The sequence below is a fragment of the Prosthecobacter sp. SYSU 5D2 genome (assembly GCF_039655865.1).
Taxonomy (GTDB): Bacteria; Verrucomicrobiota; Verrucomicrobiia; order Verrucomicrobiales; family Verrucomicrobiaceae; genus Prosthecobacter.
This window is the reverse complement of record NZ_JBBYXL010000001.1, coordinates 277,956-296,672: the sequence shown is the minus strand read 5'-3', so window position 1 is coordinate 296,672 and position 18,717 is coordinate 277,956. Positions and strand designations below refer to the sequence as shown.

The window sequence follows — 18,717 nt, the reverse complement described above, 5'->3', positions numbered from 1 at the left end:
TTTGGCCGCTGGCACGGGGGCGGGTTTGTCTGGGATCATTTTTTCCCTTTCGTCTGCACAAAGCCCGTCGGCACCAGCTCTTTCACGGCCTGGGCGATGATTTCTTCCACGCCGGAGGCGAAGCGGTTGGGGCGGCCGTAATAGACCATGGCACCGGCGGCTTCGTAGCCGCCTTCTTCCCAGACGCGCTGGGAGGGAATGTAGCAGGGCACGTCGTTGGTATAGGAATTGACCCAGGTGCGTGCGGGATCGTTCTCTTTTTTGAAACGGAGGCCATAATCCACCACCACCTCACCGGGCAGGTTGATGGTCAGCAGGTCGTCATTAAAGGACCAGACTTGAATCATGTAGGGGAGGGCGGCGGGGATTTTTTCGCCCCGGTCCAGGGTGGCCAAAAAGTGTTTGGCGTGCTGGGCGGTCCATTTGTTTTTATCCTGGGCGCGCTGCTCCCACGTCGTGCGGTCATGGGGGGTGTCAAAGGGCAGCATGACCTCACGGCTGGCGCAGGTGATGGGGCCGCGGATGGCTTTCATCGGCTCGTTGATGACCCTCACGGCCTCCTTGGCCAGTTCCACACCATGCCGTTCAACATGCTCCATTTCACGCCGGGGATAGGGGTTTTGATCCGCCCCGCAGCCGATGGCGGTCATGGCGATGGCGTCTGGAAAACGGAGTTGCAGCTCTTTTTGGGCGCAGCCTGCCCAGTCAGCATGGATTTTATTGATGGAGAGGGTGGTGCAGTGGCAGGCATAGCTGGTGTAGATGGCGCGCAGTTTGCCATCGGCCGTGGTGACCCGCAAGACGGGCAGGGCGTGGTCCACAGGGCCATAGGGGTTGGGGCTGTTGCTGTAGCCGCTGGCATTTTTTAAACGCCGGTTCATGGCAAAGGAGACTTTGCCGCTGGACCAATGAAGTTTCGCGGGCTCCTGCTTGTCCAGAGCGTCTTTGACTACCTTCACAAGACGTAGCGTGAGGTCTTCCGCATAGCGGTTGATGGCTGCCTGTTCCTCCCCGGACAGCTCATTACCAAACAAAAATGGCAGCAGGCCCGGCAGAGCCGGCGCACAATGAGTGTGGCTGGAGTGCAGGGAGAAGCGCGCGTCATCAATGGCATGTCCGGCGGCTTTGAGCCGTTGCAGGACCTCCGCCCGGATGGTGGCGGGCACACCGCAGTTGTCCACCGTCAGGATGACGGCTGGCGGGGTGTTTTCCCAGGTCAGGGCCAGGGCCTTGGCGCGGATGCGCATTTCCACGCCTTCATGCGGGGTGGTGCGGCTGCCGTAGCCGCTGAGGCGCACGGGGTAATCCGGAGTGATGTCCACACTGGCGGCACCGGCTTTCCATCCGGCAGGGCCGACGGTCTGGCCACCCGCCATTACCGTGCAGAGCTGCGTGACCATCCATCCTGTCAGAAGTAATTTTGCCCACATGCAGTGAGCTTGCTAAAAGCCCGCCCTGATGCCAAGGCGGGAATGTGGTATTATTGAAATAAGTGATGACTTTTTTACCGCACATCGTCTCCGGCGGAGGTCATTCACTCGTCATCCTCAGTCCATTCCTGCATCAGGCGGCTCAGCTTGCGCTTGAGGCCGACCTTGGCGGTGGCGGATAGGCGGTCAATAAAGAGGATGCCATTGAGATGGTCAATCTCATGCTGGAAAGCACGGGCCAGGAGACCGTCCGTCTCCCATGTCTGGGTTTCTCCATCCAGGGTCTTGAAGGTCACTTTGATCTCCTCGCTCCGGCGGATGTCACCGCGCAGGCGCGGAAAGCTGAGGCAGCCCTCTTCATCCACATCTTTGTCCTTACCCAGTTCCAGTTGCGGATTGAGAAAAATCACCGGCATATGTGCGGGCATGTCCACACTTTCGCCATTGATGCGCAGGTAGGTGATGCACTGGGGATTGTGGGAGACGTCAATGACGGCCAGCTGGATGTCCCGGGCCACCTGCGGTGCTGCCAGGCCGACTCCGTTGGCGGCTTTCATAGTCTCAATCATGTCCGCAGAGAACTGGCGGACATCCTCCGTCACGTCAGTGACAGGACGGCATTTGGCGCGAAGGACGGGGTCAGGATAACGGACGATGGGCAGGACCATGGGAGGGCAAAAAAAAACGGATGGCAGATGAGGCTCGGCAGGCGGCAGACCTTGTTTTTAGCGCAAAATGCCGCGTTGGAAAACAGGTTTTACTGGGTGCTCTGGATACGCGCCGGGACGTCGTTGATGGAATACCCGGCCTCCCGCAGCGCATCCCAGACTTTCATGAGCATGCCGAGGGCAGTTTCCGTATCGGCCTGAAGCTCCAGTTTCACGTCCGGATTCTGCTGCTTCAGTTTTACGATGGCGGCAGCCAGCGTGTCTGCTTCCACCGGGTTGCCATCCAGGATCAGGTCCTGGGTTTTGGTGATGGTGAGGGTCTTGCGCACTTCCTGCCGGGGGACGATTTCCCCAAGGGCTTTGGAAGCTGGCAGGGTGATTTTCACCTGCTTTTTCTCCTCGTTAAACGTGGTGGTGGCGATGAAGAAAATCAGCAGGATGACCATGATGTCAATCAGGGTCACAATAGGGATGGTGGGGACCGGGCGGCGGCGGGGGCGCAGGTTCATCGCAGGCGTTCGGGTTCCGGAGTGCGTACCTCGTGGGTATGCTTGACTTCAAAATGGGCAAAGAAGGTCTGGATGGTCTCGTGCAGGATGGATTCCAGCCGTACGGCGATGTTGTCCAGGCGACGGACAAAGTAAGTATGGGCGAGGACAGAGGGCACGGCGACGAAAAGACCGGCGATGGTGCAGCGCAGCGCCACGCCAATCTCCTTGGCGATGGTGGCCGTGTCCGGTCCGGCCTCACCCCCGAAGGCAGAAAACATGCCGACCAGGGCGGCTGTGGTGCCCAGCAGGCCCAGGAGCGGCGCAACGGTGACCATGACCTCCAGCACGGAGATGCCGCGCTCCAGATGATGCAGGTCCTCCTTGGCCCGGGCGGTGATGGTGTCCACACATTCCTGGCGGCTGGAAAAGGTGCCACTGATGGCCAGGGCACCGAGCTTGGACAGCATGGACGTATCTTTTTCCAAGAACTCCTGCAAAGGCCTGATGTCACCTTTGGCCGCATACTTGGGAAGGCTGCGTAACTGAGCCGCGACGGAGGCGGGCATGACCAGGGGATCCCTCAAGCGCAGTCCGGCGGAGATCATGACCGTGACGGAGGCCATGGAGCACAGCACGATGAAGAGCATGACAAATCCGCCGGTGGAAAGGAAATCCAGAACCCTGGCGAAGCCACCAGGGGCATCTGCCGTGGCAGCGGCGGCGAGGTAAAAGTGGGCAAGCAGGTCAGTAAATAATGGCTTCATATTCGATCTTCACCCGTTCGTCATCTAGTGTGGGCAGGAGGTCCGGAGGGATGGGAGGTATTTGCGCATCCAGGATGGCCCGCAAGGTCAATTCTCTCATGCGCGGGTCGGCATCGCGGGCGTCGGAAAGGATTTTGAGATCCTGGGGAACTCCTTTTTTATCCACATAAAAGCGGAAGCGCACCCTGCCAAAGGTGACGGAGTCTTTGCCCAGACGTACATAGAGGTGCCATTTTCTCTCCACGGCCCCGGTGACCTGGCGCATGTAGGCTCCCAGCGGGGTGGCCTCGGCATCCACGGCGTCCATGCCTTCGCGGCTGATGCCGCCGTCCCTCTTGCTGGTGCGGGTGAAGGGGGAGAAAGCGTCCGCCTCGGGATTGGGGGTGTTCATTTCCACCGGGTCCTCCACCGGCACGGCTTTGACGATCGGCGGCGGCATGTCTTCGGGCACCCTCACCTGCGGCAGGGCGGGAGGGGTGGCATCGGGGGCGGGAGCGGGCGGTTGAGATTCGGTTTTGCGCACTTCCAGGGGCAGGCGGGCGGGATCGGCGGCCATGGCCTTGTCCATCTGCTCCATCATCTTGGTCAGCGGGGTGGGGGCGGTCTCTGCTCGGGCTGTCTGCGGCGTTGGCGGGGTGGGCTGGGCGGGCTGAGCCTGCTGAGGTGGCTGCGGCTTGAGGATGCTGGGGGGCGGCGGGGCTGGGGTAGCGGGGGCGGCAGCGGCGATGGGGGCCGAATCATTTTTGATCTCGCCGTTTTTATAGTCCCGGTTGGCCAGCTCACGGATGTCCGGCGCGGTGCCTGTCTGGGTGGGCATGGGGGCCAGGGTGCCGGGGACTGGCGGCAGCATACTGGCGGCGACCGTGTTGCGGTCCGACTGGAACGGGGTGTTCTGCGGCTTGACCGCAGACTCCTCATTCTGGGTGGTGCGGATGAAGAGCTGCGGTTTCTTTTCCACCTCCGGAGGCGGTTCCAGAATGATCTGATCCGGGAAAAGCAGGACGACCTCCGGCTCTTTTTCTTTTTCAGCCTCAGAATCCTTGCTGAATTCATAAGGTGCCTGCGTGCTGGCGGCCCAGACCAGGAGCAGCAGTAACAGGACATGGATCACCAGAGATCCGGCGATGCCTGTCTGAAGATGCCTGTCGTGCGCGAGTGTCACAGAATACTTACGATGCCGCAGAGACGGCGTGAAGCAACCGCAGGAATGGCGTCTCAGAGGGGGCGAATGAAAAGGTCCTTGAACCAGGTCAGTCCGCCATTGCTCTGAAGGCCGATGGTGCCGCTGCCCAGTTCGGCGGTGGGCACACTGGGTGGCGGACGCCAGCCAGCGGGCTGGGTCCATTCATTGACCTGCCTGCCGTTGATGAAGACGCGGATGGTTTTCTCCTGAACGACGATTTTGAGATCAAACCACTGGCCGTCGCGTGCCAGCAGTCTGGTCTGTGGCTGGACGGAATAGATGCTGCCGGTCTTTTGCGAATCCACCCCGTTATTGCAAATCTGCACCTCCAGGCCGGGTTTGCTGATGTCGCGTGGATTCTTCGGGGTGTGGATCCACACGCCGCTGTTCCCCTGAAGCTCGGTCATGACCTTCAAATTAAGCTCGAAGTTTTTCCATGGGCCTTCCGTGCAGATGAGGCTGGCTTTTTGCCCGTTGGCTTTGAGCAGGCCGCCGACAACGCTGAAGGCTTTTTTTTCCCCTTCGATGCGCCAGCCGGTCAGTGTTTTGCCGTCAAAGAGCTGGGTGCCTTTGGGGTTGGGGGGGGCGGTGGCCGCCTGCTTTTCAGGGTTCTGCGTCCGCTGCAGGGACAGTTTCTCGCGCACTGTCCGCACTTTCATGGCATCGTCTAACAGACGTTGCTGGGTTAGCTCTGTCTGGTAGGCGGCCAGGACTGCATCATAGCGCTCATAGAGAGGCTGGGCGTCCATTTTACTGGCCAGGATGAGTCTGGCCAGGGCTTCGCGATAGGTCTTGCGCAGGTTTTTCAGGCTGGCGGGCAGAGTATCGAAGTCGTAGGAGGGCAGGGCAGCCTTGTTCTGGACGCGCTTTTCTTCCTCGCGGAGCTGTACGGCTTCGTCCAGGCCGCCTGCGGCGCTGGCGGACTCCAGGGCGCGCTGGACGGCGGCGAGGTATTTGCGGTCCAGATCAGCCACGTTGATATTGAGACTGCTGCCAATGTCCCGGTCATAGGCGGCCTGGAACTGAATGGCGAGTTCGGCCAGACGCCCGGCGGCATCTTCAGCAGGTTTGTCGCCGGACTTTATCGGGATGGCTGCCGGGGGCGTGGTGGTCATGGGAGCGGGGGTGGCGGCCACCTTTGGCGCAGGATCAGCAGAGGGGACGGATCCTGAAGTCGCTTCGATCCACATCATTACTCGGGAGATGCCAGGCTGGTAATCGTAGTCCACATCCAGCATGAGGCCGTTGCGCTCGGTTTGGGAGATCAGGTCTTCAGCGTGACCCCAGGCGCACCAGGTGCCGTCCGGGCGCTGGGCGGCATACATGGTGCGGCCGGCTTTCACTGCGATCATGGGGCCCAGGTCTGGAGGTACTGAGGTTTCCGTGGCTGAGGGGGCCCGGTCTGAGAGTGAAAAGACGGAGGGGCTGCCGCTGCGGGTCAGCGTGATGACGGACTGGCTGGTCGCATCCATGGCGACAACGTCCGTCAGACGGGCGGGAAAGCGCGTACGACTGCCGTCGGTGATGTTCCAGCCTTCAAGCGGCTGGCCAGGCTTGGCGACGAGACAGTGATCCTGGGTGGAGGCTACGGCGGTGAAGCCACGGAAGAAGTCGGACGGCGGTATTTTTTTGCCAGATCCTCCCCATTCACTGGTCTTGAGGATGCGGCCATCCTGGCTGAGGGCGAGGACGAGCTGGTAAGGGTGCAGACAGGTGTAAGCCTGTGGGTGGACCACCTCATCCCGGCGCAGGCTTTCCCCATGCCACAGGATTTTGTAGCCCAAGCCGTCACTGTCTTTCAGCAGCAGTGAGATCAGGTGGCCGCCGCTCACGTCCTGGGTCTGAAAGGGGGGCAAATGCCCATTGGGCCAGGTTGCGGCATAGGTCTCACCGTTTTTTCTCACCGCTGCCCAGCCGTGCTCGGAAGTCACGACCTTGACAAAATCATCAAACTCCACCGCTTTGCCCAGACTGATGGCCTGGCCCTTCCAGGTGCCGAACAGCTTCAGCCGGCCACCTTTCTGCCTGGCTTGCTTCAGCCAGTCCGGGACGGGAACGGCCAGTTCCAGGGCGGCTGTCTGCTGCGGAGGTGTGGCGGTGGTGGTAGGCGGTGGCGCAGGTGCCGTGGTCATGGTGGCGGTCTGCGTGGGCGGGACTGGCAGAGATGGTGCCAAGGCTCTCTGCGGGTCCGCTGCCGGTGCTGGGGCTGGCCTGGCGGGTTCCTCCGCCCGTCTTGCTTGAGCCTCATGCTTGCGGGAGAGCCATCCATAGCCGCCAGCCAGGAGAACGAGTGGCAGTGTGACACCCAGGAAGACCAACCGTCCATTGCTCTTTTTCCGGTGTTTGCGCGCGGGGGATGCCGGAGGGGCTGCAGCCTGTTTGGCCGCCGGTTTGGCCGGGGCGGCTGCAGGAACTGCCTTTCCAGGCGCGGCCTTCGGGGAAGCGGGCGGGGTGAAGCGGATCTGGTCCACGTCCGTCTTCATTTCACTGGCCTGCTGATAGCGCAGGGAGACATCCTGCTGGAGCGCGCGCAGCACCACCTGGTCCAGCCGCACATCCACCCGCACCCTCTGGCTGGGCAGGGACCAGGCTCCGCGCGGGGTCTGGCCGGTGAGCATTTCATACAGCATGACGCCCAGGGAAAAAAGGTCCGCCCGGTGGTCCGACTGACCGTAAAGTTGCTCCGGGGCGATGTAGTCCGGCGTGCCCATGACGACGTTGCTGCGGGTGAAACCGCCGCTGTCCTCCTGAGTGGGACGTGCCAGCCCGAAGTCGGCCAGCTTGGCCCGGCCGTCCTGGGTCAGGAGGACGTTGGCTGGCTTGATGTCCCGGTGCATCACTCCCTGGCTGTGCGCGTATTGCAGGGCTTCACACACCTGGGCCACGATCTCCAGCACCTGGGCTGGCTTCAAACCGGGACCGTGGATGACGCGGTGCAGGTCGGTCCCGTCCACATACTCCATGATGAAATACAAATGGCCCTGCGATGTCTGCCCGAAGTCATAGACGGAGACGATTCCCGGATGCTGCATGCGGGCGAGCGTGCGCGCCTCCCGTTGGAACCGGCCCACAAACTCCGCATCGGCAGTGAGTTCGGCAGGCAGCAGCTTGATGGCCACCGCCCGGTCCAGTGCCACCTGTTTCCCGCGATACACTGCGCCCATGCCGCCCCGGCCCAGCAGCGACTCGATCTGATACTGCGGCAGCAGTTGCGCCAGCACTTCCGGCTCAGGCGGCTGCCAGTCCAGGGGAGTGCCCGAAGGAGGCTTCACCGTGTCCAGCCCGCGCTTCAGCAGATCGGCAGGTTTCAGGCCCTCCAAAAGAGGATCGTTGGGCGTGCTCATGATTCGGGAGAAATTTGAGTTTTAAGGAAAAACACGGCGGATGTGAAGCATTTGTTAGGCCGCATCTCGCCGGGAGCTGTTGTTCATACACACTGCATCAGTTCCGCCAGCTCCGCCTTGATCTCGTCTGAGCTAGGTTCGTCCAGGGTCAGGCTCACCTGTTCGAAGAGCAGTTCCCGCCACCGCTGGCGCAGCCGGAAGATCTGGGTCTTCACGTTGTTCACGGTCAGGCCCAGGCTGGCGGCCGCCTGCTCATAGGTGGGGCCGGGTTCCCCGCTCATGCCTAAAAATGGACGCAGTGTCCCGAACTGGTTTTCCTTTCCCCGGCTGGCATACTCCTCCTCAAGCAGGCGCAGGGCATGCTCCAGCACGGTCAGCGCCCAGCGCCGCTGGAAGAGCCGGTCCGGGCTCATATTGTCCCGGGGTTCGTGCCGGTAGCGGTCTTCAGCCCATTCGGCATCCAGGCTGGTGACCAGGCCGCCGCCGCGCTTTAGGGCCCTGGCCCGCTCATGCTCACTGGCCATGTAACGGCGCAGGCATGTCAGCAGAAAGGAGCGCAGCTTTCCACGGCTGGGATCGGCCGACATGAGGATGTCCCGGTCAAGCATCCGGGCAAAGAATCCCTGGGTCAGATCCTCTGCATCCTCCGGCTTGTAGCCGCTGCGGCGGATGAAGGCGTAAAGCGGATACCAGTAGGCCTCGCACAGCGCCTCCATGGCCTGCATGGCTTCCACCGGCTCCTCCGCAATCGCCAGCCGCACCAGGCTCCAGCGCGTGGTGCGAAACGAACGGGGCGTAGCCAGGACGGAGGACAGCTTCATCACCCATTGTATTCAGGAATTTACAGCGAAGGTTGCAAAAAAAAGGCAGAGGCCAGGATTTGCAGCCGATGGCCGAGATCAATCGCAGGGTTCGGGTTTAAAGAATTAAATTTTACTTCCACGGCGTGCGGGCTGTGCTAAGACGGCAGCAGTTACACTTTTCACCACCATGAAATTCTCCCTCGCCTCCCTGGTACTGGTCTCTCTGGCCTTTGTTTCCGTCAGTTGCAGCACGGAGGAAAAAGACGGTCGGCAGTATTACGCCGGGGGCAGCCTGCCAGTGCAGGGGCGCATGGGTGTGCAGCATAAGCGGCTGCGGACAGGCAATGAAATCCCCGGCCGCAGCGATGACGGCAGCCTTTTTGGCCGCTCCAACAATCCGGACTCCCCCGGCCTGCTGGACCGCAACCGCACACCGGATGAACCCGGCGCGATTTATTGGATGGATGCCGAGCAGAGCGCCAACCCGGTGCAGGGCCGGATGGGCGTGCAGGTGAAGCGCCGCAAGAAGGAGCCGGTAGTTGCTGAATAAGCTCACCACCACAGGATGTCCACCAGCACGGTGGCCACCATGCCCAGGCTGATGACCAGCCGCGCCACCAGGCCCACGCCGGTGCCCAGCAGGGTGCCCCAGGTGGACTTCACGGCCGGGCCCATGCGCATTTTGGCAAAGAACAGTTCAAATAGCAGCCCGCCAGCCAGCGGCCCAAGGATGAACCCCAGCGGGGCAAAAAACAGCCCGACGATGCCGCCGACAAAGACGCCTAGGATGCCCCAGCGGCTGGCACCAAACCAGCGCGCACCCATAGCCCCGGCCGCGAAATCCAGCACGTAGGCGATGACCAGCAGCACAAAAAGCAGGATCATCCCCGTCAAGCTCATGCCGGCCTCCGGCTGGAGCCAGGTGTGCAGGACGCCGGCCACAAACAGAATCAGCGGCCCCGGCAGCAAGGGCAGTACGGAGCCGATGAGACCCACCAGAAGCAGGCAGCCAGTGAGCACCCAGACGCCCATCCCGCCAAAGGGGATGGCCTCAAAGGACTGGGAAATCATTTCCCACCAGGAGGTGAGAGTTTCAATCATGATGCCAGGTGATCTTGCCCGCCACAGGCTGGCGGGCGCTGCGCGGCCAGGTAAACCCCGGTTTAGGCCAGCCGAGGTAAAGCAGCCCGAGGCAGCGGTCCTGGCTGCGGATGCCTAACCAATTTTGAAATTCAGCGGTGTCCAGCACCGGCGGGGAGGACCAAAAGGAACCCAGGCCCGCTGCCGTGGCGCTGAGCATCAGGTTCTGCATGGCGCAGGAGACGGCTTCAATTTCCTCCATCTCAGGGATCTTGCCCCCGCCGCTGCGCTCCATCACGCAGGCGATGATGACCGGTGCCAGAAGGGGATTGCTGCCCATCTTTTGTAGCTTGTCCTCGCGGAACTCGGAAGCGGGCGTGGTCTGTTGATAAAGAGTACTCAGCCCGTCCGCCAACCGCTGGCGGGAGCTGCCGCTAAAGACATGAAATTTCCACGGCTCCGTCATCCCGTGATTCGGTGCCCAGGTGGCATTTTCGATCAGCTCCGTCAGCAGAACCGTCTCCACCGGGCGCGCGGCATCCATGTCCACCGGTTTGATGGAGCGGCGCTGCCGGATCAGGGCGGAAGTGTCAGCAAGGGAGGGCAAACTCATGCGGCAAAGATTAAAGCGGGGAAGGGAAGCCGTCCACTGCGGGAGTGGGGCGGATTCGGCGGATGAATGGAGTCGTCGTCCTGGAGGATGAAGTGCGTGCGGTTGCTGTGGCAAGACGATAGAACCTGTTGAACGCGGCCGTAAGAGCTTGCCCACCACAGGCTTCCAACCTTCGCGGTCGCATTGCGGGAGCTGTTGCCGTGGCAGCTTGGCACCCCACCCATCCCCTCATGATGAAATATCCGCTCGCAGCCCTGTTCACGATTGTTTTCACGGCGGTCGTGCCTCACGGCGACCTCCAGGCAGAGGAAAAAACGCCGTTCCATTTTGCTCACCGGGGCGGCGCGCATGAGTTTGAAGAAAACACGCTCTTTGCTTTCAAGAGCACTTATGACAAGGGGATCCGTGGTTATGAACTGGATGTGCGCATGACCAAGGATGGCGAGCTGGTGGTCCTGCACGATGACTCCCTGGACCGCACGCATCAGGGCAAGGGCCCTGTCGAGCACATGGCTGCAGACAAAGCCCGGAAAATCACCTCCAAAATTCAGAACGAACCCTTGCTCTTCCTGGACACATTGCTGGCTTACTTGAATGACAAGCCGGGCCTGTATGTGGAATTTGAGATGAAGACCAGCAACAAGGAGCTTTATCCAGATTCCCGCATCGAAGAGTATGCGGCCAAATTGCATCAAAAAGTCACAGCCCATGTTCCCGAAGGCTCGACCTATATTTTCACTTCCTTTGACCAGCGCCCTCTCATCGCCATCAAAAAAATCGATCCACGGGCTGACATCATGCTGATCAAAGGCGGCCCGCTGACCCCGGAACTGATGGAAGCAGCCAGGGCCATCGGCTCCAAAAGGATCGCCGCAAAAATGGAGGGAACGACCCGTCTGGCCGTGAAGGAAGCCCAAAAGCAGGGTTTTATTGTGACCGGCTGGCCCGGGCACAATCTCAAGGATTATTTCCTCGGCGTAGGCCTCGGAGTGGATGCGATTTGCAGCGACGTACCGGTCTTGGTACAGGAATACATCAATACTAAAAAGTAAGAGTGCAGAACCGCAAGCGCTCACAACCAGCCATTATGAAAGCCAAATCTGACTCCGCCTCCCGCAACCGGCGTTCCTTTATGAAAGCTTCAGGCACCGCCATGCTAAGCGGTCTCTGGGGTCAGTCTCTCCTCGGTGCCGAGAAGGGGGAGACTCCGCCCGAAGGCTGGAAGCTGCGCATGGGCCACGCTCAAACACCGGAAGAAGCCATCGCAGAACTGGAAGCGTTTAAAAAGGCAACGCCAGATCTGGCGAGCTGGGAAAAGCGCAAGGCCGCCATTCGTCAAGGCATGCTCGAAGGAGCACGCCTTGCAAATCCGCCGGAGAAACCGCCGCTGGATCCTGTCTATTCCAACAAGCGGACCTATGAGGGCTATACCGCTGAAAGCGTCTATATCCGCAGCTGGCCTGGATTCTATGTCACAGGCACCTTGTACCGGCCTCTGGATATGAAGCCGCCCTATGCAGGCATTGTCTCCGCCCACGGTCATGGAGGCCGTTTCCTGCCCTCCCGCCAGACCCGCTGCGCCGTGCTGGCGCGCATGGGCGCGGTGGTGTTTCATTATGACATGGTGGGTTATGGCGATAGCAAAAAGGCAGGCTGGGAGCACGGCAAAGTGCCTGAAATTCTGCGCATGATCATGTGGAACAGCATCCGTGCCCTTGATTTTGTTTCCTCCATCGAAGGGGTGGATCCCAAGCGCATCGGCATGACCGGAAACTCCGGCGGCGCCACGCAGACATTCATCACCTCCGCATTGGATGAGCGGGTGGCGGTGGCGGTGCCAAGCTGCCAGGTCTCCTCTCACTTCTTTGGCGGCTGCCCTTGTGAAAGCGGCATGCCTGTCCACTGGGGGCCTAACCACAAAACCAACAACGCCGAGATCGCCGCGATGACCGCACCCCGGCCCCAGCTCATTCTTTCCAATGGCGCAGATTACACCCAAAACACACCAGAGGTGGAGTTCCCATACATCCAGCACATTTACAGCCTTTACGGAGCCACGGATAAAGTCGTAAACGCCCACTTCCCTCTGGAAGGCCACGACTACGGCCCAAGCAAGCGCCTCGCCGCCTACCCGTTCTTCATACGTCACCTGGGGCTCGACAGCAAACGCGTCTGGGCGAAGGAGGAGCAGATCAACGAAACCTTTGCGAAAGTGGAGACCGAAGAACAGATGCACGTCTTCAATGCCAGCTACCCCTGGCCCAAAGATGCAGTCCCGCCAAACACGCCCCTGCCATTTTGATCAGGCACTCTCTGCCAGATACTTGCCTTGTAGTTTTCGCCAGTTCCAGAAAAAGATGCCTGACGCCTGGACAAAGGTGACTGGGCGCTGACTCACTCCGGCGGATTTTGCGGGAGGTGGATAGAAACTAGGAGTGCGTGACTGCCGCCCCGCTCAGCTTGCCCAAAGAATCTCCACCTTCTCCCCATGCTGGTCATGGGCCGGGTTCAGGGCACGGAGTTCCAAGACGAGTTTCTCCGGCGTGGCGCGGGCGATGACCCAGCCGTTGGGCCGGTCCTGGCCAAAGACGTACGCTACGGGCGGCAGGTTGATGAGGTGCAGGCCGGTGGCTTCATCGCGGCTGTGATGCCAGTTGTGCGTGTGGCCATAGACAAAGGCCTTCACGCGCTTGTGTTTGGCCAGCACTTTGAAAAGGGCATCGCTGTCCTGCATGCCGGTGTGCTTCTGGCCCTCGCCCACGATGGGCTGCTGGGGATTGTGATGGGCCATGACGACGGTCGGTTTGGCCGGCAGGCTGGCCAGGGTGCGGTCCAGCCAGCCGAGCTGTTTGTCACCCAGCAGGCCGGGGGTTTTGTTCACCTGGTCCAGCGTATCCAGCAGCACCCAGTTCATGGTGGCGCTGGAAAAGACGCTGACATGCTTGCCATCCACCGGGCGCGGATCCTGCACGCTGGTCATGGCGGACATGAAGTTTTTCCGGTCATCATGATTGCCCAGGGTGCAGTGGACGGGGATGCCGGCATCGCGCAGGGGATTGATCAGGCTGACAAAGGTGGAGTAGTCAGCCGTTTCCCCTTTGAGGAAGGCGCAGTCGCCATTCACAAGCACGCCATACGGCTTGCTGCCCAGCTTCAGCACCTGGTTGGCGCATCGGGTCAGGTTGTCCCCCATGATGACGCCGCGCGCCTCCGCCTTGGCATCCGCAGGGATGTGGGTGTCTGAAAACAGCACCCAGGACTCCGCCGCCGGGCTTTTTTCCGCACCCATGGCCCAGCCAGGGGCAAGGGCCGCTGCGAGACTGCTTTGAATCCATTGACGGCGTGTGAGGGCGGGAAGGGTGATGGGCATGACGTTTTTTGGCTGATTTTCTGGCAGAGCCTAGCGTTCAGGCCAGGTCTCGGCAAGACATCAGGATACGCATGAAGATCGGCCTTTCTTTTGCCTCCAGGCTTGGCATGATCGCCGCACTCTCTCCCGCGTATGCTTCATGATATCTCCGCCGTCGCCCGCTCCCTCGGAATCTCTGATGACCACCTCTCCCTCTATGGGCGCGACAAGGCCAAGGTGTCTCTGAAGGCACTGGAAAACCGTCCGCAAAAGGGCCGGCTGATCCTCGTCTCCGCCATCACGCCCACTCCGGCGGGGGAGGGGAAAACCACCATGTCAATCGGCCTGGCGCAGGGGCTGAAAAAAATCGGCCAGAGCGTCGCCCTCGCGCTGCGCCAGCCTTCCATGGGGCCGGTCTTCGGGCGCAAAGGCGGTGCCACTGGCGGTGGCCGCAGCACGGTGCAGCCCGCAGAGTCCATCAACCTCCATTTCACCGGCGATTTCCACGCGATCACGAGCGCGCATAATTTGTTATCCTCCGTCATCGATAACCAATTGTTCAACCAGCAGACACGCCTGCGCCCTGACGGTGTCCTTTGGAAACGGGTACTGGATGTCAATGACCGCGCGCTGCGCAGCCTGACGACCAGTGTGGGGAAGCCGACCGAGCGCAGCTCCGGATTTGACATCACCGCCGCCTCTGAGGTGATGGCCATCCTGTGCCTCTCCGAATCCCTGGCCGATCTGCGCGAGCGTCTGGACCGCATCGTCATCGGTTTCACGCCGGAGGGCACTCCTGTCTTTGCCAAGGAATGCCACATCACCGGTGCGCTGCTCGCATTGCTTCGCGATGCCCTTCAGCCAAATCTGGTGCAGTCCGTGGAAGGCGTGCCCGCCTTTCTCCATGGCGGCCCCTTTGCCAACATCGCCCATGGCTGCAACTCCGTCCTGGCCACACGCATGGCCCTGGCCCATGCGGACTTTGCCGTCACCGAGGCCGGTTTCGCCTTTGATCTGGGGGGTGAAAAATTCATGCATATCAAATGCCGCCAGTCCGGCTTGAAGCCGGAGGCCATCGTCATCGTCGCCACCGTGCGTGCTTTGAAGATGCATGGCGGCGTGGAGCTGGACACACTCACGCAGCCGGACCCCACCGCCCTTTCTCGCGGCCTGGAAAACCTCGCCGCCCACCTCGACAGCGCCGCCCAGTTTGAGCGCCCGGTCATCGTCGCCATCAATAAATTCACCACCGACAGCGTCGAGGAAATCGCCCTCGTTCACGACTTCTGCAAAGCGCGAAACATTCCCTGCGCCACCGCCGATGTCTTTGGCCAGGGTGGAGACGGTGCCGTGGAGCTGGCCGAGAAAGTCCTCGCCGCCCTGCCTGTGGAATCGCACCCCATGCCGTATCTTTACGACGCCCACGCGCCCGTGGAGGAAAAGCTGCACGCCATCGCCACCCGCGTCTATGGCGCAGCTGGCGTCACCCTCACCGATGCCGCCAAAGAGAAACTGGCCCTCTTTTCCCGCAATCACTTCGGCCACCTGCCCCTGTGCATGGCCAAGACCCAGAACTCCCTCTCCGACGACGCCAAAAAGCTGGGCCGTCCACGCGGTTTCACCATCACCGTCCGCGATTTTGAGATCGCCAACGGCGCCGGTTTCCTCGTCGCCCTCACCGGCACCATGATGCGCATGCCCGCCCTCCCCAAAGTCCCCGCCGCCGAACGCATCCAGGTGAGTGAGGACGGGGTGATCCGGGGGATTTAGGCTGATCAAAGGAATTCGGTGCCTTTATGAAAGCAGCGGATTCCAGACCCTGGTGAAGCCAAAGTCTTCAAAATCCTTCACATTCGCAGTGGCGAACTCAGTAACTCCGAAGGCGCGCAGGCAGAGTGCCGTGCGGGTGTCATAGATACGACGGCGGGCAATTCCAGGGCTGGAGGCATACTGCCACAGATTCGCATGAATATCCCGGCTGCCCGGTGGAAACCCGAGTATCTTCCAGCGTGGATGTTGGCGGTAAATTTGGACCACTGCGACCGCTTCTTGAGCTGTTAAGGCTTTGGTCAGGACTGCCGGATTGCGCAGCAACAGGTAGTATTCCGTCAGGATAAATTCACTCAGTGCGACGTCTTCACGAGCAGACGCCGTCTCAATAAACTGACGCGCCGCTGCATGGTGCGGGGAGATCTCGCTGTAGCTGTAGAGCAGGAGATTGGCATCAAGGGAAAGCATGATTGGGGAATTAACTTTTATGCCAAATGCGGATCTGTATCAGCGAAGGCGGCTTCCCTCAATTCTTCGGGGCTGAGACCTTTCCATCCCGCTTCACCAGACGTAGGCGGAGTCCATGCCACTGCCTCGGGATTGGAGTTTTTGGGATACACATCGAGAAGCAATTCCGCACCTCGACGAAAAGTCTCGGCCAGGGACCATTCACGCTGTTTGGCAAAGGCGCGGAGCTCCTGGAACAACTCTTCAGGGACCTGGATTTGAGTCTTGGTCATATGCCAAAACATACACTTCCATCAAATTGATGTCAATGTTCGGCAGATATGCCGAGGGATCGGCTTCAAAGTGGAACTTCGATGCCCTTCCCGTTTGCACCCGCCCGCCTCCCGCTTAAAGGCCGCGCGTGCAAAAAGCTTTCGTTCTCGGTGCCGGTCTGGGGGAGCGGTTGCGTCCGCTCACGGCGCAGCTTCCCAAGCCCCTCATTCCTGTCTTTCATAAACCGCTCATTACTTATGCCTTTGACCATCTGCTGGAGGCGGGAGTGAAAGGGTTTGTGGTGAATACACATCACCTGCCGGAGCAGTATGGTGTGGCCTTTCCTGATGGCAGCTACCATGGCGCGCCGGTGGCATTCCGCGAGGAAAGCCCCCTCCGTTTGGAGACGGCGGGCGGCATTGCCAATGTGCGGGACCTGCTGGATGAGCAGCCGTTCATCGTTTATAATGGCGATATCCTGACGAATCTGCCGCTTCAGCCGCTGCTGCAGGCGCACCAGGAACAGGGGAATCTGGTCACGCTGGTGCTACGCAGTTCAGGGCCGTCCTTGCATGTGAGCTGGGACGAAAAAACCAGGCTGGTCACCGATATCCGCAACATGCTGGGCACGGGCAGGGAAGGGGAATATCTGTTCACCGGCATCTATGCCTGCCAGCCGGAGATCCATCAATGGCTCACCCCGGGCAAGGCTGAATCCGTCATCCCCATTTTCCTGAAAATGATCCAGGAAGGCGCGCGCCTAGGTGCCGTGGTGATCGATGAAGGGCACTGGTGGGACCTGGGCAGCCGGGTGGCTTACCTGGCCGCGCATCAGGCGCTGCACGGGATGAAATCCGGCGCGGCCCCGGCGATCCATCCAGGTGCTCAAGTGTCCGAACAGGCCTCGCTCAAAGGCCTGAATGTCATCGGCGACAGAGCCGTGGTGGAAGCTGGTGCGCGGCTGGAGGACTGCATCCTCTGGCCCGGTGCCACCGTGGCTGCCGAGGCTGACCTGCGACGTTGCATCATCCGCAGCGGCATTCGCGCGGAAGGGCAGCATACGGACATGGACCTGTGAGAGACTTTGGCGCAAGGCGTGATGGCATCCTGCCGTCATGCTAAGACCGGGACGGCTTCCCTACTTTTGTAGCAGCTTCTTCATCGCTCCCATGAGCACCGCCTCCACCTCGGGGCTGGTATTGCAGGCGCGGTCACTGGTCTCGTAACCGCCTTCCCCATACGCGACAGCGGTGCCGATGTAACCGGTGCCGTAGTCGCCATAGGCGGCCATGCTCACCTTTAAGTCTGGCCGCATGGCCTTGGCGGCGAGCTGGTATTCCACAAAAAGCTCCCCTGGCAGATGCAGCACGCGGGCCTGGCCGATGCGCAGGCAGTTGATGCGGATCTGATGCCCGCTGTCGCGGCGGCTCAGCCAGGCCAGCTTGGCTGCATAGGCATGCATGGGTTCTTTGGGCAGGCTGGCCACGTAGCTGCCATCCAGCAGATGTTTTCCCGTGGGCAGGATGACCGGTTCATAGGCCCAGCCGATGTCGGCAGCGGTCAGAGGCAGTTTTTCCGTGGCCTCATAGGCGCGCTTCATGCCATCGGCCAGGCGCTGCGCCAGGATCAGCCGGTTCGCGCGATTGCCGTCGTTGTACTTGCCCGCGCCGATGTTCCCGCCGGCTCCGTTGAAGTGTACATGCAGCGCCTCCGGCACATCCTGGCCGCGAAAAAACCGCGCGATGCCGGGGAAATCCGGGCTGGGGATGCCCATTCGGTAATAGCTCTGCGGATGGCAGGCATAGTAGCTCAGTACGGCCACCGGCGCGTCCCCGTTCCAGAAGCTCAGCAGCGTCACTTCAGGATCAATCGTGCCTTCCGGTTCGGCGCGGATGGCGGGATCTTTCGCCGTTGTCAGGCGCATGGCGCGGATGCGTCCGCCGGGTCCGGGCAGTCGGCGGTTGGAGGCCACCTCCTTCACCTCCGCTGCGCCCTGGCCATAATGCGTCACGATTTGCGCCTTTGGCAGGGCCGTTTTCACCGCCTCTGCCAGCCGTTGCAGCGCTTCACGCTGAAACGTGCCCTCGTAACGCCCATAGTCCGTCGCTCCTTTTTCCTTGAGGATCTTTTCCGCAGTGAAGTCACACCCCGGTGCATCGTGCTGGTGCAGGCTGTGTACGCTCACATGGTCCGGCGTGGTGCCTGCCGCCTCTGCCAGGGCGGCGCAAAAAGCATCATGCCCTTCATTGGCAATGCCCAGCCAGTCCACCGCGCAGAGCACGATTTTCTTCTCCCCGCCAATGAGCACAATGCCCCGCGCCCGCAGCGTCAGTTCATCCACGCGTTTCACCGGATCATAGGCCATGAAGGAGCCCACCGGCGGCGTCACATCCACGTCAAAGGTAGCCACCTGCACCGACTGGCCGGAGACAAAACTCGGCAAAATCAGCAGCAGGGCGAGAAAGAAGCTTTTGTTCATACAAGGTGAAGATTCATACTACG

At 60.8% G+C, this 18,717-nt stretch carries 18 protein-coding genes; 5 read left to right on the top strand and 13 right to left on the bottom strand.

The features are described from left to right. Positions 1-35 precede the first annotated feature (35 nt). The 7 genes from WJU23_RS01290 to WJU23_RS01260 all read right to left on the bottom strand — a co-directional run bounded on the left by WJU23_RS01290 (position 36) and on the right by WJU23_RS01260 (position 8,701). On the bottom strand, positions 36-1,400 hold the full coding sequence (locus WJU23_RS01290) for a neutral/alkaline non-lysosomal ceramidase N-terminal domain-containing protein (protein ID WP_346330714.1): 1,365 nt from the start codon (positions 1,398-1,400) through the stop codon (positions 36-38). Positions 1,401-1,534: 134 nt separating this feature from the next. Beyond that, positions 1,535-2,098, bottom strand: a complete 564-nt coding sequence (def, locus tag WJU23_RS01285; protein WP_346330713.1) for a peptide deformylase — start codon at positions 2,096-2,098, stop codon at positions 1,535-1,537. Positions 2,099-2,187: 89 nt separating this feature from the next. After that, entirely contained in the window at positions 2,188-2,607 is a 420-nt protein-coding gene (locus WJU23_RS01280) for a biopolymer transporter ExbD (RefSeq protein WP_346330712.1), read from the bottom strand. After that, complete coding sequence (locus WJU23_RS01275; RefSeq protein ID WP_346330711.1) at positions 2,604-3,353, bottom strand: MotA/TolQ/ExbB proton channel family protein; 750 nt, start codon at positions 3,351-3,353, stop codon at positions 2,604-2,606. Before WJU23_RS01275 ends, WJU23_RS01280 begins: the two co-directional genes overlap by 4 nt. Beyond that, positions 3,334-4,515 (bottom strand): hypothetical protein, encoded by a 1,182-nt coding sequence (locus WJU23_RS01270; protein WP_346330710.1) that lies wholly within the window; start codon positions 4,513-4,515, stop codon positions 3,334-3,336. Before WJU23_RS01270 ends, WJU23_RS01275 begins: the two co-directional genes overlap by 20 nt. A 53-nt stretch (positions 4,516-4,568) precedes the next feature. Beyond that, positions 4,569-7,880, bottom strand: a complete 3,312-nt coding sequence (locus WJU23_RS01265; protein WP_346330709.1) for a family 16 glycoside hydrolase — start codon at positions 7,878-7,880, stop codon at positions 4,569-4,571. Between the two features lie 83 nt (positions 7,881-7,963). Then, on the bottom strand, positions 7,964-8,701 hold the full coding sequence (locus tag WJU23_RS01260; protein WP_346330708.1) for a sigma-70 family RNA polymerase sigma factor: 738 nt from the start codon (positions 8,699-8,701) through the stop codon (positions 7,964-7,966). A 169-nt stretch (positions 8,702-8,870) separates the two neighbouring features. Here WJU23_RS01260 and WJU23_RS01255 point away from each other — a divergent pair, with 169 nt between their 5' ends. Then, positions 8,871-9,233, top strand: a complete 363-nt coding sequence (locus tag WJU23_RS01255) for a hypothetical protein (protein ID WP_346330707.1) — start codon at positions 8,871-8,873, stop codon at positions 9,231-9,233. A 2-nt stretch (positions 9,234-9,235) separates the two neighbouring features. Here the strand turns inward: WJU23_RS01255 and WJU23_RS01250 are convergent, their stop codons facing one another. Then, complete coding sequence (locus tag WJU23_RS01250) at positions 9,236-9,784, bottom strand: DUF456 domain-containing protein (RefSeq protein ID WP_346330706.1); 549 nt, start codon at positions 9,782-9,784, stop codon at positions 9,236-9,238. Then, entirely contained in the window at positions 9,777-10,376 is a 600-nt protein-coding gene (locus WJU23_RS01245) for a nitroreductase (protein WP_346330705.1), read from the bottom strand. The genes WJU23_RS01250 and WJU23_RS01245 overlap by 8 nt, the downstream gene beginning before the upstream one ends. A gap of 230 nt (positions 10,377-10,606) precedes the next feature. Between WJU23_RS01245 and WJU23_RS01240 the strand changes: the two genes are divergently transcribed. After that, positions 10,607-11,428, top strand: coding sequence for a glycerophosphodiester phosphodiesterase (locus tag WJU23_RS01240; RefSeq protein WP_346330704.1), 822 nt, complete (start codon positions 10,607-10,609; stop codon positions 11,426-11,428). Positions 11,429-11,463: 35 nt separating this feature from the next. Continuing rightward, positions 11,464-12,678, top strand: coding sequence for an acetylxylan esterase (locus WJU23_RS01235; RefSeq protein ID WP_346330703.1), 1,215 nt, complete (start codon positions 11,464-11,466; stop codon positions 12,676-12,678). Positions 12,679-12,831: 153 nt separating this feature from the next. Here WJU23_RS01235 and WJU23_RS01230 read toward each other — a convergent pair whose 3' ends face one another. Continuing rightward, positions 12,832-13,746: a metallophosphoesterase gene (locus WJU23_RS01230; protein WP_346330702.1), complete on the bottom strand. Its 915-nt coding sequence runs from the start codon at positions 13,744-13,746 to the stop codon at positions 12,832-12,834. A gap of 132 nt (positions 13,747-13,878) precedes the next feature. Here WJU23_RS01230 and WJU23_RS01225 point away from each other — a divergent pair, with 132 nt between their 5' ends. Further along, positions 13,879-15,495 carry a formate--tetrahydrofolate ligase gene (locus WJU23_RS01225; protein WP_346330701.1) on the top strand — a complete coding sequence of 539 codons (1,617 nt, stop codon included), beginning with the start codon at positions 13,879-13,881 and terminating at the stop codon, positions 15,493-15,495. 24 nt (positions 15,496-15,519) lie between these two features. On the opposite strand, the gene WJU23_RS01220 is transcribed toward WJU23_RS01225, so the two are convergent. Together WJU23_RS01220 and WJU23_RS01215 are read right to left on the bottom strand one after the other, a co-directional pair. Continuing rightward, on the bottom strand, positions 15,520-15,963 hold the full coding sequence (locus WJU23_RS01220; protein WP_346330700.1) for a TA system VapC family ribonuclease toxin: 444 nt from the start codon (positions 15,961-15,963) through the stop codon (positions 15,520-15,522). A gap of 17 nt (positions 15,964-15,980) precedes the next feature. Then, a complete protein-coding gene (locus WJU23_RS01215) occupies positions 15,981-16,235 on the bottom strand; it encodes a hypothetical protein (RefSeq protein ID WP_346330699.1) in 255 nt (84 codons plus the stop codon). 128 nt (positions 16,236-16,363) lie between these two features. On the opposite strand from WJU23_RS01215, the gene WJU23_RS01210 reads away from it, so the two are divergent. Continuing rightward, positions 16,364-17,293: a sugar phosphate nucleotidyltransferase gene (locus tag WJU23_RS01210; RefSeq protein WP_346330698.1), complete on the top strand. Its 930-nt coding sequence runs from the start codon at positions 16,364-16,366 to the stop codon at positions 17,291-17,293. Positions 17,294-17,353: 60 nt separating this feature from the next. Here WJU23_RS01210 and WJU23_RS01205 read toward each other — a convergent pair whose 3' ends face one another. Further along, positions 17,354-18,694 carry a hypothetical protein gene (locus WJU23_RS01205; protein WP_346330697.1) on the bottom strand — a complete coding sequence of 447 codons (1,341 nt, stop codon included), beginning with the start codon at positions 18,692-18,694 and terminating at the stop codon, positions 17,354-17,356. Positions 18,695-18,717: the final 23 nt, after the last annotated feature.

Coding starts and splice junctions, on each gene's coding strand:
- WJU23_RS01290 (WP_346330714.1), bottom strand. CDS start 1,400: ATGGTCACGCAGCTCTGCACGGTAATGGCGGGTGGCCAGACCGTCGGC.
- def (WP_346330713.1), bottom strand. CDS start 2,098: ATGGTCCTGCCCATCGTCCGTTATCCTGACCCCGTCCTTCGCGCCAAA.
- WJU23_RS01280 (WP_346330712.1), bottom strand. CDS start 2,607: ATGAACCTGCGCCCCCGCCGCCGCCCGGTCCCCACCATCCCTATTGTG.
- WJU23_RS01275 (WP_346330711.1), bottom strand. CDS start 3,353: ATGAAGCCATTATTTACTGACCTGCTTGCCCACTTTTACCTCGCCGCC.
- WJU23_RS01265 (WP_346330709.1), bottom strand. CDS start 7,880: ATGAGCACGCCCAACGATCCTCTTTTGGAGGGCCTGAAACCTGCCGAT.
- WJU23_RS01260 (WP_346330708.1), bottom strand. CDS start 8,701: ATGAAGCTGTCCTCCGTCCTGGCTACGCCCCGTTCGTTTCGCACCACG.
- WJU23_RS01255 (WP_346330707.1), top strand. CDS start 8,871: ATGAAATTCTCCCTCGCCTCCCTGGTACTGGTCTCTCTGGCCTTTGTT.
- WJU23_RS01250 (WP_346330706.1), bottom strand. CDS start 9,784: ATGATTGAAACTCTCACCTCCTGGTGGGAAATGATTTCCCAGTCCTTT.
- WJU23_RS01245 (WP_346330705.1), bottom strand. CDS start 10,376: ATGAGTTTGCCCTCCCTTGCTGACACTTCCGCCCTGATCCGGCAGCGC.
- WJU23_RS01240 (WP_346330704.1), top strand. CDS start 10,607: ATGATGAAATATCCGCTCGCAGCCCTGTTCACGATTGTTTTCACGGCG.
- WJU23_RS01235 (WP_346330703.1), top strand. CDS start 11,464: ATGAAAGCCAAATCTGACTCCGCCTCCCGCAACCGGCGTTCCTTTATG.
- WJU23_RS01230 (WP_346330702.1), bottom strand. CDS start 13,746: ATGCCCATCACCCTTCCCGCCCTCACACGCCGTCAATGGATTCAAAGC.
- WJU23_RS01225 (WP_346330701.1), top strand. CDS start 13,879: ATGCTTCATGATATCTCCGCCGTCGCCCGCTCCCTCGGAATCTCTGAT.
- WJU23_RS01220 (WP_346330700.1), bottom strand. CDS start 15,963: ATGCTTTCCCTTGATGCCAATCTCCTGCTCTACAGCTACAGCGAGATC.
- WJU23_RS01215 (WP_346330699.1), bottom strand. CDS start 16,235: ATGACCAAGACTCAAATCCAGGTCCCTGAAGAGTTGTTCCAGGAGCTC.
- WJU23_RS01205 (WP_346330697.1), bottom strand. CDS start 18,694: ATGAACAAAAGCTTCTTTCTCGCCCTGCTGCTGATTTTGCCGAGTTTT.